The sequence below is a fragment of the Cellulomonas fulva genome (genome assembly GCF_018531375.1).
GTDB lineage: Bacteria > Actinomycetota > Actinomycetes > Actinomycetales > Cellulomonadaceae > Cellulomonas > Cellulomonas fulva.
This window is the reverse complement of sequence record NZ_JAHBOH010000001.1, coordinates 2,120,055-2,133,656: the sequence shown is the minus strand read 5'-3', so window position 1 is coordinate 2,133,656 and position 13,602 is coordinate 2,120,055. Positions and strand designations below refer to the sequence as shown.

12 protein-coding genes and 1 pseudogene are annotated in these 13,602 nt (G+C 75.4%); 7 read left to right on the top strand and 6 right to left on the bottom strand.

All coding sequences use genetic code 11. From position 1 onward, the window contains the following. Window positions 1–2 precede the first annotated feature (2 nt). Complete coding sequence (modA, locus tag KIN34_RS09550; RefSeq protein WP_307858174.1) at window positions 3–851, bottom strand: molybdate ABC transporter substrate-binding protein; 849 nt, start codon at window positions 849–851, stop codon at window positions 3–5. Then, window positions 848–1,252: a TOBE domain-containing protein gene (locus KIN34_RS09545; RefSeq protein ID WP_214349680.1), complete on the bottom strand. Its 405-nt coding sequence runs from the start codon at window positions 1,250–1,252 to the stop codon at window positions 848–850. Before KIN34_RS09545 ends, modA begins: the two co-directional genes overlap by 4 nt. 120 nt (window positions 1,253–1,372) lie before the next feature. Here KIN34_RS09545 and ppk2 point away from each other — a divergent pair, with 120 nt between their 5' ends. Next, entirely contained in the window at window positions 1,373–2,215 is an 843-nt protein-coding gene (gene ppk2 / locus KIN34_RS09540; RefSeq protein WP_214349678.1) for a polyphosphate kinase 2, read from the top strand. Window positions 2,216–2,261: 46 nt separating this feature from the next. Next, window positions 2,262–3,746, top strand: coding sequence for a Na+/H+ antiporter NhaA (nhaA, locus tag KIN34_RS09535; protein WP_307858173.1), 1,485 nt, complete (start codon window positions 2,262–2,264; stop codon window positions 3,744–3,746). On the opposite strand, the gene KIN34_RS09530 is transcribed toward nhaA, so the two are convergent. From KIN34_RS09530 to KIN34_RS09520, 3 genes are read right to left on the bottom strand one after another with little or no spacing between them, the layout of a single operon-like run. After that, window positions 3,719–4,522, bottom strand: a complete 804-nt coding sequence (locus tag KIN34_RS09530) for an SDR family NAD(P)-dependent oxidoreductase (RefSeq protein WP_214349676.1) — start codon at window positions 4,520–4,522, stop codon at window positions 3,719–3,721. The two genes, nhaA and KIN34_RS09530, sit on opposite strands and share 28 nt — an antisense overlap. Before the next feature lie 53 nt (window positions 4,523–4,575). Beyond that, entirely contained in the window at window positions 4,576–5,088 is a 513-nt protein-coding gene (locus tag KIN34_RS09525; protein WP_214349674.1) for a DsbA family protein, read from the bottom strand. A gap of 5 nt (window positions 5,089–5,093) precedes the next feature. Continuing rightward, the gene (locus tag KIN34_RS09520; RefSeq protein ID WP_307858172.1) at window positions 5,094–6,461 is read right to left on the bottom strand and encodes a mechanosensitive ion channel family protein; all 1,368 of its coding nucleotides are present in this window, start codon (window positions 6,459–6,461) and stop codon (window positions 5,094–5,096) included. A gap of 72 nt (window positions 6,462–6,533) precedes the next feature. Here KIN34_RS09520 and KIN34_RS17365 point away from each other — a divergent pair, with 72 nt between their 5' ends. Then, the gene (locus KIN34_RS17365) at window positions 6,534–7,544 is read left to right on the top strand and encodes a DNA-3-methyladenine glycosylase family protein (RefSeq protein WP_307858171.1); all 1,011 of its coding nucleotides are present in this window, start codon (window positions 6,534–6,536) and stop codon (window positions 7,542–7,544) included. Here the strand turns inward: KIN34_RS17365 and KIN34_RS09510 are convergent. After that, on the bottom strand, window positions 7,447–7,935 hold the full coding sequence (locus tag KIN34_RS09510; RefSeq protein ID WP_214349672.1) for a hypothetical protein: 489 nt from the start codon (window positions 7,933–7,935) through the stop codon (window positions 7,447–7,449). The genes KIN34_RS17365 and KIN34_RS09510 overlap by 98 nt on opposite strands. Window positions 7,936–8,677: 742 nt before the next feature. Between KIN34_RS09510 and KIN34_RS09505 the strand changes: the two genes are divergently transcribed. The 4 genes and pseudogenes from KIN34_RS09505 to KIN34_RS09490 all read left to right on the top strand — a co-directional run bounded on the left by KIN34_RS09505 (window position 8,678) and on the right by KIN34_RS09490 (window position 13,555). Next, window positions 8,678–9,640, top strand: coding sequence for a DUF4349 domain-containing protein (locus KIN34_RS09505; protein WP_214349670.1), 963 nt, complete (start codon window positions 8,678–8,680; stop codon window positions 9,638–9,640). 191 nt (window positions 9,641–9,831) lie between these two features. Next, window positions 9,832–10,821, top strand: coding sequence for a hypothetical protein (locus KIN34_RS09500; protein ID WP_214349668.1), 990 nt, complete (start codon window positions 9,832–9,834; stop codon window positions 10,819–10,821). 76 nt (window positions 10,822–10,897) lie between these two features. Beyond that, window positions 10,898–12,427, top strand: a pseudogene (locus KIN34_RS09495) (DUF2079 domain-containing protein); the annotation flags it as partial. A gap of 132 nt (window positions 12,428–12,559) precedes the next feature. Beyond that, entirely contained in the window at window positions 12,560–13,555 is a 996-nt protein-coding gene (locus KIN34_RS09490; RefSeq protein ID WP_214349665.1) for a hypothetical protein, read from the top strand. The last annotated feature ends 47 nt before the right edge of the window (window positions 13,556–13,602 follow it).

Here is a 13,602-nt window from a genome sequence, read left to right as displayed (position 1 = left end):
GGTCACGGTGCGACGAAGCCGTGGGCGGCCAGCGCGTCCTGCGCCGGGTCGGTGCGGAGGAACGCGACGAACGCCGCCGCGACCCGCGGCTCGTGCGCGTCGGCCAAGGCCACCGCGGGGTACGCGTTGACCGCCTCGGCGGCCTCGGGGACGTCCACGCCCACGACGTCGTCACCCGCCTTGAGCACGTCGGTGCGGTACACCAGGCCGGCGTCCGCCTCGCCGGTCTGCACCTTGGTCAGGACCGCGGTCACATTCTGCTCGAGGCTCGCGGGCGTCACCGTGACGCCGGCCGCGCCGAGGACCGTCCGGGCCGCCGCGCCGCACGGCACCTCCGGCGCGCACAGGACCACCTTGCCGCCCTCGTCGGACAGCGCCGCGAGGTCCGCCAGCGAGGCGACGTCCTCGGGGTTGCCGGCGGGGACCACCACCTGCAGCGTGTTGGTGGTGAAGACCGCCGCGTCCCCCGCAGTCAGGTCGGCGTCCACGACCGACTCCATGGTCGTGAGGTCGGCGGTCGCCAGCACGTCGGCCGGAGCGCCCTCGAGCAGCTGCGTCGCGAGCGTCGAGGAGCCGTCGTAGCGGACGGGGGCGACCGTGACCCCCGGGTGCTCGGCGACGAACGCCGCCGCGACCTCGTCGAGTGCCGGCTCGAGCGAGGCGGCGGCGAAGACCGTGAGCTCGCCGCGCAGGTCCGTGGCCCCCGTCGCGGCTGGGCCCGTCGTGCCCGTCGTGCTCGTCGTGCTCGTCGAACCCGGACCGTCCGACGAGCCGCAGGCGGACACCGCGAGCGCGGCGACGACGAGGATCGCGGCCCCACGCGGGACCGTCATCGCGGACGGGCGGGTCACCGCGGTCCCGCGGGTGTCTCGACGACGACCGTCGTGGCCTTGACGACCGCGGACGCGCGCGAGCCGACCTCGAGGCCGAGCGCACGCACCGCCTCGCTGGACATGAGGGACACGACGCGGAACGGCCCGCACTGGAGCTCCACCTGGGCCATCACGGTGTCGGCGGTGATCGCCGTGACCAGCCCGGCGAACCGGTTGCGCGCGGACGAGTGGCCCGCCGTCGGGTCCTGGGGACCCTTGGCGCGCTCGACCGCGAACGCCGCCAGGTCCGCGCCGTCGACCACCGAGCGGCCGGACGCGTCGGCCGAGGCCGGGAGGCTGCCCGCGTCGACCCACCGGCGGACGGTGTCGTCGCTGACGCCGAGCAGCGTGGCCGCCTCGCTGATCCGGATCTGCGTCATGACGCTCGACGATACCCCGCACATGCACCTTCGCGGGCGGGTTGTCACCGCATCTGCGGACCGGAAGGTCCATCCGTGGCCGGCGGGCGCGATGGCGGTCCCACGCGGTAGCGTCCCGGCATGGCGAAGAAGGGCAAGAAGCGCGATCAGCACAAGATCTCGAACGAGGTCTACGAGGCCGAGCTGTTCCGGCTGCAGGTCGAGCTGGTCAAGGTCCAGGAGTGGACCCGGGCGACCGGTGCGCGGATCGCCGTGATCTTCGAGGGCCGGGACGCCGCGGGCAAGGGCGGCACCATCAAGCGCATCTCGGAGTACCTGTCGCCGCGCACGGCGCGGATCGCCGCCCTGCCGACCCCGACGGAGCGCGAGAAGTCGGAGTGGTACTACCAGCGCTACGTCGCGCACCTGCCCGCCGCGGGCGAGATGGTCCTGTTCGACCGCTCCTGGTACAACCGCGCGGGCGTCGAGCGCGTCATGGGCTACTGCACGCCGCAGGAGTACGCGCAGTTCATGCGCCAGACGCCGATCTTCGAGCAGATGCTCGTCGAGGACGGGATCCTGCTGCGCAAGTACTGGTTCTCCGTCTCGGACGCCGAGCAGCTGCGCCGGTTCCGCTCGCGCCTCTCGGACCCGCTGCGCCAGTGGAAGCTGTCCACCACCGACCTGCAGTCCATCGCGAAGTGGGAGGACTACTCCCGCGCGAAGGACGAGATGATGGTCCACACCGACGTCCCGACGAGCCCGTGGTACGTCGTCGAGAGCGACATCAAGAAGCACGCACGGCTGAACATGATCGCCCACCTGCTGTCGACCATCCCGTACACGGACGTCCCGCGGGACAAGGTGGTGCTCCCCGAGCGCCCCGCGCCCTCGTCGGGCTACGAGCGTCCGCCGCGCGAGCTGTCCACGTACGTGCCGGACCACGTCGCGGCGCTGCGGGGTGACCGCGAGAAGGACCTGTGACCGGGAGGGTGCGGGAGGCCGCTCGCGCGGCGCGGGCGGCGGCGGCGTGACGGGGACGACGAGCGTCGGACCGGCCCTGCGGGTCCGCGTGCCGACGCTCAGCCCTCCGGTCCGCGACTTCCTGCGGACCGAGGCCGGCTCCGCCATGGTGCTGCTGGTCGCCACCGTGGTCGCGCTCGTCTGGGCGAACTCGCCGTGGGCGGACGCGTACGACGAGCTGTGGCACACCGCCGCCGGCGTGCACCTGGGCTCCTGGTCGCTCGACCTCAGCCTGCACGCGTGGGTCAACGACGCCGCCATGGCGGTCTTCTTCGCCGTCGTCGGGCTCGAGATCAGCCGGGAGGCGACGCGCGGCGAGCTGCGGGACCGGCGCACCGTCGCGGTCCCCGCGCTCGGTGCGCTCGGCGGGCTCCTGGTGCCCGTGCTCCTGTACCTCGCGATCACGGCGGGCACGGACGTCGGGCACGGCTGGGGCGTCGTGATGTCGACGGACACCGCGTTCCTGGTCGGGATCCTGGCGCTGTTCGGCCCGGCCTGCCCGGACCGGCTCCGGCTCTTCCTGCTCACGCTGGCGATCGTCGACGACATCGGTGCGATCACCGTGATGGCCGTCTTCTACACCGACCAGGTGGACCTGGTGGCGCTCGCCGTCGCGGGCGCGCTCGTCGTCGTGCTCCTGGTGCTGCGGTGGCTGCGCGTGTGGCGGCTGCTGCCCTACGCGGTGACCGGGGTGGCGCTGTGGCTCGCGGTGCACGCGTCCGGGGTGCACGCCACGCTGGCCGGCGTCGCCGTGGGGCTGATCGTGCCCGCCACCGTGTCCCGGCGGGAGGACGTCGAGGCGGTGCGGGGGTATGCGCGGGACCTGGTCGAGGAGACCACCGCCGAGCGCGAGCACCTCGCCGAGCTCGCGGCGAGGGCCGCCGTCCCCGCGAGCGACCGGCTGCAGCGCATGCTCCACCCCTGGAGCGCGTTCGTGGTGGTCCCCGTGTTCGGCCTGGCCAATGCGGGGGTGCGGCTCGACGGCGACGCGCTGGCCTCCGCGTTCGGCTCGCGGCTGACCTGGGCGGTGCTCGTCGCGCTCGTCGTCGGCAACGCGATCGGCATCACCGGCGCCGCGACCCTGGCCATCCGCCTGGGCCTCGGCGACCTGCCCGGCCGGGTGCGCTACGGCCACCTCCTGGGCGGCGCGGTGCTCGCCGGGATCGGGTTCACCATCTCGCTGTTCATCGCCGAGCTCGCGTTCGACGACGAGGAGCACCTGGGCCAGGCGAAGATCGGCGTGCTCGCCGGCTCGCTGCTGGCCGCGGCGATCGGCTCGCTGCTCCTGCGCTGGCTCGGCGAGCGGCTCCCCCTGTGCTCTCCCCCGCAGGCGCCGCCGTCGGCCCTCCCGCCCCTGCCCTGGCGCGCGCCCGGCACCGCGGCCGCCTCCAGTGCCACGCCCACTGCCACTGCCACTGCCACCGGTGCCGATGCCGGTGCCGACGCCAGCGCCGGTGCCGGCGATCAGGTGAGCGGGTCGTCGTCCCCGTAGGTCGGGACCCGCAGCCGCCGCGCGTCCGCGGCGGCGATCCGGTGCGCGGCGCCCACGAGCGACGCGGCTGAGTCCGAGCCGGCCCGGACGAACCGGCCCGAGAGCGCGTCGAGCTCGCCGTCCCCGAACGCGCGGACCAGCGCCACCACGTCCTCGATCGCCGTCCACTCGGCGCGGTCGGCGTGCACCGGCATCGCCGCGGTCATGTCCGTGGCGACCACACCGGGCGCGAGGTCCAGCGTGCGGATGCCGCGGTCGCGGTACTGCGCGTCGAGCAGCGTCGTCAGGCGCGCGAGCGCGCCCTTGCTGACGCCGTAGCCGGTGTAGGCCGACATCCGGGTGTACCCGGAGCCCGAGTTGATCTGCAGCAGCCGGCCCTCGCCGCGCGCGAGCATCGCCGGCAGGACCGCGTGCGCCACGAGCATCGGCCCCCGTACGTTCGTCTCGACCACGCGCCAGGCGTCCTCGACGTCGTCCGTCGCGAAGTCCGTCTCGCCGTGCTCGATGACGCCGGCGTTGTTCACCAGCAGCCCGATCCCGCCGAGCGCCTGCTCCACGGTGCGCACCGCATCCCGGACGTCGTCGGCGTGCACCAGGTCCCCGTCCGCCACGACGAGCCGGGCATCCGACACCTGCTGCGCGATCTCGTCGGCCACGTCCTCGAGGTGCCGCCGCGTCCGCCCGACGAGCCCGACGCCGTACCCGGCCCGCGCCAGCCCGATCGCGATCCCCCGGCCGATGCCACGCCCGGCACCGGTCACCATCACCGTCTTCATCCCCCCACCCTCCCACCCCGGGCGTCCGACCAGGCCGCCCGGCCGGACGCGGGCTAGCGGGCGGTGCGGAGGCGGAGCGCCGTCAGGGTGACCGGGCCGGTGTACGGCTCGTCGTCGACCAGCAGGGTCGGCGTGCCGGCGACGTGGGCGGCCAGGCCGGCGAGGTAGTCGGCCTCGACCGCCGTTGCCCAGCGCTGGGCCCGGTCGCCCACCACATCGTCGGGGTCGATGCCCGCCTCGGCGGCGTAGCGGCGCAGGTCCGGGTCGCCCAGCCGGTCCTGGTGGGCGAACGCGGCGTCGTGCAGGTCCCAGAACCGGCCGTGGGCCGCGAAGGCCTCGGCCGCGAGCGCGGCGGTGAGCGCGTGCGGGTGCACCTCGAACAGCGGGAAGTGGCGCCACACCAGGCGCACGCGCCCGGCCGAGGTGTCGACCAGCTCCCGCAGCACCGGCGCGGCCGCCCGGCAGTGCGGGCACTCGAGGTCACCGAACTCGACGACCGTCACCGGCGCGTCGGCGGCGCCGTACACGTGGCGGTAGGGATCGGTGCCGGCAGGGAGGTCGCTCATCGTGCTCACCTGCGCTCGTCGTCGGCGTGCTGCTCACGCTCGTCGATGACGTCCTGGCCGGGACCGCGGAACGCCTGCGAGCGCTCGATCGCGTCGATGCTCCCGGTGAACAGTCGCGAGTCCGAGGTCGGCGCGACCTGCACCGTGTCGTCGGGCCCCGCCCAGCGTCCGGGTGCCGGCAGGGCACCGGTCGTCGGCCGCGGCTCGGGCGGCGCGGCCGGTGCCCCGGGCGGGGCAGCGGCGACGGTCTCCCAGCGGTTGCGCGGCAGCCCCTCGGGCGCCTCGCGCTGCAGCCACCCGACGAGCCCCTCGCGCACGTGGCAGCGCAGGTCGAACAGCGACGGCGCGTCGGCCGCGGAGGCGAGGGCGCGGACGCGGACCACCCCGCCGACCGCGTCGGTCACCTGCAGGATCCCGACCCGCCGGTCCCACAGGTCGGTGGACTCGAGGAGGCGCACCAGCTCGGCCCGCATCGGCTCGACCGGCACCTGCCAGTCGAGGTCCAGCTCCACGGTGCCGAGCAGGTCCGCCGCGCGCCGCGTCCAGTTCTCGAACGGCGTCGTCGTGAAGAAGGTCGAGGGCAGGATCAGGCGGCGGTCGTCCCACGCGTGGACGACGACGTAGGTGAGCGTGATCTCCTCGATCCGGCCCCACTGCGCGTCGACGACGACCACGTCGTCCACCCGGATCGCGTCGGTGAACGCGAGCTGGATGCCCGCGAAGACGTTGGCGAGCGAGCTCTGCGCGGCGAGGCCCGCGACGATCGAGATGAGCCCGGCCGAGGCGAGGATGCTCGCGCCGAACGCCCGCGCCCCGGGGAAGGTGAGCGCGACGCCCGCGATCGCGCACACCACGATCACCGCGACGGTCAGGCGTCGCAGCACCTGGACCTGGGTGCGCACGCGGCGGGCGTGGCGGTTGTCGGCGACGTCGACCCGGTACCGCGCGACCGCGGCGTCCTCGAGCACGAACGCGAGCGTCCCGACGAGCCACGCGACCGCGACGATGAGCAGGATCTGCAGCAGGTGCACCACGGCGCGGCGCCACTCCGCGTCCTCGGTCGACAGCAGCAGCGCGACCCACACGCCGATGACGACGAGCACCGCGCGCAGGGCCGTGCGGGAGCGCCGGGTGAGGTCGGAGGCGACCGTGGAGCGGCGCGCGGCTCGTCGGACGATCGCCGAGACCAAGGTCGCGACGACGAACGCGACGACGATCCCGCCGACGACGGCGAGCGCCGGCACCAGGACGTCGGCGACCTCGCGGGCGGTCTCCTCGACCGCCGCCGCCGGGCCGGGCGAGGGGGTGGGGGACGCACCGGTGACCGACGGAGAGGCGGCGCGAGCCGGTGCGGTGAAGAGGGATCGCAGCACCCGGCCACCCTAGGCGCGCCGCCGGGTCGACGTCTCGACGGGTGACGGAGCCCGACGGCGTACGGTGACGCGGTGCCGTACGACGAGCCCGCCCCCCAGCACCGCGGCGCGGACCCGGCCGTGGGACGTGCACGAGCGGTGCTCCACCGGCCCTTCGACTCGGCCGCGGCGATCGCCTACCTGGTCGCGCACGCCGTCCCGGGCGTCGAGCGCGTGACCTCGCCGGACGCCGCCCACGCGCGGGTCGAGCGGCTGGCGCGCACGGGCTCCGCGACGGTCCGGCTCGTCGTGGACCTCGCGCCCGACGAGGTGGGGATCACGGCGACCGGCCCCGCACCGGTCCCGGCGTCGTGGCTCGAGGAGGTCGCCGCCCGGTGGTTCGGCACCGGTGACGACCTCGACGTCGTCGCCGCGGCGCTCGACCCCGACCCGCTGCTGCGACCGCTGCTGCGCGCGCGCCCGAGCCTGCGGGTCCCCGGACACGTGGACCCGTTCGAGGCCGCGGCGCAGACGGTGCTCGGCCAGCAGGTGTCGCTGGCCGCGGCGCGCACGTTCACGGGCCGGCTCGCCGCCGCGCTGGGCACCGTGCACGACGAGGACCTGGTGCTGTTCCCCGACCCGCCCGCGGTCGCGGCCGTCGACGCCGAGGAGCTGCGCGAGGCGCTGCGCGTGACGGGCGCCCGCGCGCGCACGCTCGTCGCGCTGGCCCGCGCCTGCGCGGACGGGCTGGACCTGCGGACCACGCACGACCGTGCGGGGACGCGGGCGCGGCTGCTCGCCCTCCCGGGCATCGGACCCTGGACGGCCGACTACCTGGCGCTGCGCGCGGCCGGCGACCGGGACGCCTTCCCCGCGGGCGACCTGGTGCTGCGCAAGGCGATGGGCATCGAGGACGCCCGCCAGGCGGCCGCGCGCGCGGCCACCTGGTCGCCGTGGCGCGCCCACGCCGCCCAGCACCTGTGGACCGCGGTGGCCTACGCGCGGCTCACGCCGGCAGCAGCCACTTCTCCAGCTCGACCTGGCCCGGCGTCGCGCCGGTCGTCCCACCGGCAGTCGCAGCGGGACGACCGTCCGTCGGCGTGAACCAGCTCGCGCGCAGGAGGGCGACGACGTCGGTCCGGTGCGCGTCGACCAGCACCCGCAGCCGGGCGTAGCCCGCGAGCGCGGCGTTGCCCTCGAGCGCCGCGATGGCCCGGCGCGCACGCTCGCGCCGTCCGCGGCCCGCGACCGTCCAGATGCCGGTGAGGTCGGCCGTGCGGTGGCCGTCCGCCTCGAGCGGCAGGGTGGGACGCGCGGCGCTCAGGTGGAAGGAGCCGCCCGCGACGGGCGCGTTGTCCTCGAACACGACGACCACGTCGTCGGCGGCCAGCGGACCGCGGGGCTCGGGGACGAGGACGTCCTGGCCGCCCGACGTAGCGGGGGCCGGGCCGAGGATCGGGGTGGGGACGACGGGGAGGTCGAGGACCTGGGACATGGCTTCCTCCGGTGCGCCGAGGGCGCTGGCGGGGACCGGCGGACCGGAGCGGGACGCTGCACGGGCGCGGTCGCGGGGTGCTGGGGTGCGGGGTGATCGAGCCACGCGGGCTCGGGACGCTCGGACGGCCGCACGCTCAGGCGTGCCTCGGGCCGGCCGGCGAGGCGCGGAGGATCGTCGGGGTCAGCGACGACAGCAGTCGGCCGGACACGGGAGGACCGGTCGCGGGGCCGCGGACGGCGCGCGCATCGACCACGCACGGGAGGCGGCGGGGTGCACCCGTCCAGCGTCCATCGTGCGTACCTCCCGTCAAGGGGCCGGTTCCCGGCCCGCACGAGGACGCTAGCGTCCGTCGCGCTGAAAAGTCAACCGTTCAAGTCAGCATTTGCGGGTCAGCAGGTGCGGCGTCAGCGTCCGCAGCGGGGAGACCGTCTGACGCCCCGCCTCGTCGGACGAGGCGGGGCGTCGGTCCGAGCACGTCTCGCCGGCACGAAGCGTGGCGTGCTCGCTGACCCTCACGGGCGGTCGGGCTCTCGCCCGTACCTACGGCTACCGCGGCGCTGGCGCCGCGGTACGCCCATGGTGGACCCGGATGGCCGATCGCGCACCTCGAACGGCGAAGTCGGGGACATCCAGCCCTGCGACGCGACTCGGCGCCCATCCGGATTCGATCCGGTGACGGGATGGTCACGATTGCGACGGACCCGTCCCGCCCCCCGCGGCGCCGCCCTACGTTCGGGGCATGACCAGGGGGACGAGGACGAGGCAGGCGGCCTGGGCCGCACCGGTGCTGGCGCTGCTGCTCGTGCTGGCGGGATGCTCCGACGGTGGCGACGCGGCGGAGTCGGCGGACGGCGGGTCCGGAGGCAGCGTCGCCGGGCCGCAGGACGGCGGGGACGCGGGCGGCGACAGCGACGCGGCGGCGGTCTCCGAAGGCGGCGGGGTCGACGAGGCCGAGCGCCAGGTGATCCAGACGGGCTCGATCCGCATGACGGTCGAGGACCCCCAGGTCGTGACCGACCAGGTCGTCGACCTCGTCGAGGGCAAGGGCGGGCGGGTCGACTCCCGCTCGGAGTCGGCCGCCTCGACGGACGAGACCGCGCAGTCGTCCCTCACCGTGCGGGTGCCGGCCGACCAGGTGAGCTCGACGGTCGACGCGCTGCGGGAGCTGGGCGAGGTCGACGGCATCGACCTCCAGGCGCAGGACGTCACGGGCACCGCGCAGGACCTGGATGCCCGGATCCACGCGCTCGAGCTCTCGGTGGACCGCATGGAGCAGCTCATGACGGACGCCACGAGCACGCGTGACCTGCTGGCGGCCGAGAGCGCGCTGTCCGAGCGGCAGGCGAGCCTCGAGCAGCTGCAGTCCGAGCGCGCGCGGCTCGCCGACAAGGTCGCGCTGTCGACGCTCGAGATCTCGATCGCGGGGCCGGGCGCGCTGCCCGTCCAGGCCGAGGAGGAGGACGGGACCTTCCTCACCGGGCTCGAGAACGGCTGGGAGGCGCTGGTCGCCACGATCGGTGTCCTCATGGTGGTGCTCGGCGCGGTGCTGCCGTGGCTCGCGGTCGCCGCCCTGGTCGGCCTGGTGTGGCTGGCCGTGCGCCGGCGTCGGCGCCGACGGGCCGCGCCCGCACCGCAGGAGCAGCCCGTGCCGGCGACGGTCGGGACCGCGCCGGCTGCCTCGTCGGACGCCTCGTCGGACTGACCTCGACCCCCGGCGAGCAGGCTCGTCGGCCGACCGGTTCGTCGGAACCCGTCCGCCGGACGGGTGAACGGCGCCCGCCCCCGTCACCTGTCGCTCACCCGACTGGCACGCGCGCGGCACCCACCGGCCTCCGTAGGTTCGTGACCACCGCACCGGTGCGGCATCGCTGCGAGCCGGGAGGAGCTGGGGACGTGAGCGCCGCGCACAAGGACCCGCGCTGGCGCGAGGCGGAGCGGTTCGCCGAGCGCCACGCCCGGACCGTGCTCGCGCGCCTGGACGTCCGCGTCGCGGGCGACGGGCGGCACGGGCAGCTCGACCTCGTCGGCTCCGACCTCGCGGCGTTCGTCGAGCACCACCGCTCCCCCGTCGGACGCGACACGCTGCAGCGCCTGCTCACCGCCGCCGGTCACCGCACCGCGGTCTGCTACGCCCGCGCCGGCTACACCAAGATGGCGCTGGTCTGGGCCGACGAGCGCCACGTGGCGCTGTTCGGCTACACCGACGCGGGCCACTGCGCACCGCTCAACGAGTTCGGCCGCCAGCTCGCGCAGCGCGCCCAGGACGAGGCGGAGCAGCACGTGCGCACGGCCGCGGAGGTCCTGACCCGGCACGCGAGCGCACTGCGGGCCGAGGCGGAGCGCCGGGAGCGCGAGGCGCACGCGGCCGCGCTCCGCGCGCAGGAGGACCGGCGCGAGCAGGAGCGGCGGCGGGCGCGGCGCCGCGAGCAGGACGAGGCGACGCTGGGCCGGTCGATCGCGCTGCTGCTCGCGCTGCAGATCGACCCGGCCGCGCTGCACACCGCCATCCAACGGCTCACGATGTCCGGCGTGGTGACGGCGGTCTCCGACTCCGCGGACCGCCTCACGCTGGCCGAGCGGCCGCACGCCGTGGCACTCGTCCGTGCGATGTTCGACGAGGCCGCGGGGGCGCTCGAGGTGTCCACGCCCGCGACCGTGCGCGAGAGCCCGCAGTACCGCGCCGCCCGCACCGCGATCTACCGCGCGTACGACGCGCTCGACGTCGCCGCGGGCGAGGGCGTCGCCGGCCACGTGGCGCCCGAGGACGTGGCCCGGTCGCTCCGCAGCGCCGAGCTGGCCTGGCGCGTGGTGGTCGCCGAGCTCGTCAAGGCCGACACGATCGCGGTCGTCGACGTGCCCTCGCCTCGGCTGCGCACGCGCTGAGCGACGCCGCCCCCGGCGCGTGCTCCGGTCCGTGGTCCGCGGCCCGGCGCACCGGTGCGCCTGACATGATGCCGGGGTGGTCGACGACGAGACGCCCGGGACGGTCCGGGTGACCCAGCCGCCGCGGGGGCCGGACGCGCCCGACGAGCGCACGCCGGAGGACGGCGCCGTCGAGCCGGTCCGACCGGCAGCAGCGCCCGTCGAGACCGTCGAACCCGTCGAACCCGTCGAGACCGTCGAACCCGTCGAGACCGTCGCGCCGGTGCCGACCATCACGCTCGCCCCGCCGGTCGCGCGCGGTGTCACGGGCTGGGCGGGCCCGCTCGTCGTCGCGCTGCTCGCGGCGGCCACGTACGTCACGTACACGCTGCTGCAGTGGCGCCGGTTCGAGTCGCCGTCGTGGGACCTGGGCATCTTCACGCAGCTCGCCCGGCGGTACGCGTCGCTCGAGGCGCCGATCGTGACGATCAAGGGCGACGGCTTCAACCTGCTCGGTGACCACTTCCACCCGCTGCTCGTCGTGCTCGCGCCCGTGTACGCGCTCTTCCCGCACGCGCTCACCCTGCTGGTGCTGCAGGACCTGCTGTTCGCGTTCTCGGTCTACGTGGTCGCGCGGCACGCCGTCCGCGTGATCGGAGCGGTGCAGGGCACCGTGCTCGGCGCGGCGTACGCGGTGAGCTTCGGGATCGTCGGCGCGGTGTCCTCGCAGTTCCACGAGATCGCCTTCGCGGTGCCGCTCCTGGCGCTCGGGCTCGTCGCGCTGCTGCGCGAGAGGTGGCTGGCGTCCGCCCTGTGGATCGCACCGCTGGTGCTCGTCAAGGAGGACCTCGGCCTGACGGTCGCGGCGTTCGGGCTGGTGCTGTGGTGGCGCTCGCGGCGCACCGCCGAGCGGCCCGCGCTGGGCCTGTGGCTCGCGGGCTGGGGCGCGGCCTGGGTGGTGCTGAGCACCACCGTGCTGATCCCCCTGCTGAGCACGCGCGACCAGTGGGACTACGGCAGCCGGATCGACGTGGTGGGCATCGCGACGCACCCCTGGACCGCGGCGACGCTGCTGGTCGACGACGGCCGCAAGGTCGTCACGCTCCTGCTCCTGGTGGGCATCACGGGGCTGATCGGTCTGCGGTCCCCCGTCCTGCTGATCGCGCTGCCGACGATCGTGTGGCGGTTCTGGGCGGACAACGACGCCTACTACGGGCACACGTGGCACTACTCCGCGGTCCTCATGCCGATCGCGTTCGCCGCGCTGCTCGACGGGGTGGTGCTGGCCCGCGGCTCCCGCCGGGACTGGCTGCGGCGGTACTCGATGGCCGCGCCCGCCGTGGCGGTGGCGGTCGCCGTGATGCTGGTGCCGCAGCTCGACGTCGCGCGGCTGGGCCGGCCGTCGGACCTGTGGGCGCCCTCGACCCGCGCGACGCAGTCCCAGGAGGTGCTGGACCTGGTCCCGGACGGCGCGAGCGTCGAGACGGACATCGGGCTCATGAGCTACCTGGTGGACCGCACGGACGTGTACTACGTCGGCAACGAGGGCAACCCCGCCCCCGACTACCTGCTGATCGACCAGTACGGCGGCGGCTGGAACCCCGCCCCGACGGACGCCGCGCAGTACGCGCAGGACCGCCACCCGGGCGCGACGTACCAGCTGGTGTACGACGCGGGCGGCTACCAGCTCGCGGAGCGCACGGGCTGAGGCCCGCGTCGGTGCGGGACCGCGTCGGACCCCGTTGCTAGCGTCCGCGCCATGGCTGACGACGTCCTGGCGTGGCTGCTCGCGTCCGACCCCGCCCTCCGCTGGCAGGTGATGCGGGACCTGCAGGGCCTGCCCGAGGCGCAGTGGTCCGACGAGCGGGCGCGCGTGGAGACCGAGGGCTGGGGCGCCCGGCTCCTGGCGGCGCAGGACCCGGACGGCCAGTGGGCCGGTGGTGCCTTCCTCCCCCGCGACTTCGACCCGCGGGAGTGGGTCGACGTGGGCCAGCCCTGGACCGCGACGACGTACGCCCTGTCCCAGCTCCGGGAGCTGGGACTCGAGCCGTCGTCGGCGTCCGCGGTGCGCACCGTCGACCTCGTCGGGCGCAGCTCGCACTGGGAGGAGGGCGACCAGCCCTACTGGACCGGGGAGACCGAGGAGTGCATCAACGGGCGCACGGTCGCGGACGGGGCGTACTTCGGCGTGGACGTGTCGCCGCTCGTCGCGCGGCTGGTGGACGAGAGGCTGCCCGACGGCGGGTGGAACTGCGAGCGCGCCGAGGGGTCGCGACGCTCGTCGTTCGCCACCACCGTCAACGTGCTCGAGGGCCTGCTCGAGCACGAGCGCGCCACGGGCGGCACCCCGGCCTCCCGCGAGGCACGGCGCACGGGCGAGGAGTTCCTGCTCGAGCGCGACCTGTTCCGCCGGCTGAGCACGGGCGAGCCGGCCGACCCCGAGTTCCTCACGTTCCAGCACCCGTCGCGGTGGCACTACGACGTGCTGCGCGCGCTCGACCACTTCCGCGCCGCGGCCGAGCTCGACGAGGGGGTGCCCGACCTGCGGCTCGCGGACGCCGTCGCGCACGTGCGGTCGCGGCGCTCGTCGGACGGCACGTGGCTCCTGGACCGCACGCCGCCCGGCCGGGTCTGGTTCCACGTCGACGACGGGGTCGGCCGGCCGTCGCGGTGGCTGACGCTGCGCGCGCTGCGCGTGCTGCGCTGGTGGGACGAGTGGTGGGGTGAGCCGCCCGAGGAGACGGCCGGCTCCTGACCCGGGCCGCGCCCGCCGACACGGGGTTTGCCCCGTGTCGGTGGTCG

Coding starts and splice junctions, on each gene's coding strand:
- KIN34_RS09505 (WP_214349670.1), top strand. CDS start 8,678: ATGACCAGGGGGACGAGGACGAGGCAGGCGGCCTGGGCCGCACCGGTG.
- KIN34_RS09525 (WP_214349674.1), bottom strand. CDS start 5,088: ATGAGCGACCTCCCTGCCGGCACCGATCCCTACCGCCACGTGTACGGC.
- KIN34_RS09490 (WP_214349665.1), top strand. CDS start 12,560: ATGGCTGACGACGTCCTGGCGTGGCTGCTCGCGTCCGACCCCGCCCTC.
- KIN34_RS09510 (WP_214349672.1), bottom strand. CDS start 7,935: ATGTCCCAGGTCCTCGACCTCCCCGTCGTCCCCACCCCGATCCTCGGC.
- ppk2 (WP_214349678.1), top strand. CDS start 1,373: ATGGCGAAGAAGGGCAAGAAGCGCGATCAGCACAAGATCTCGAACGAG.
- KIN34_RS09545 (WP_214349680.1), bottom strand. CDS start 1,252: ATGACGCAGATCCGGATCAGCGAGGCGGCCACGCTGCTCGGCGTCAGC.
- KIN34_RS09530 (WP_214349676.1), bottom strand. CDS start 4,522: ATGAAGACGGTGATGGTGACCGGTGCCGGGCGTGGCATCGGCCGGGGG.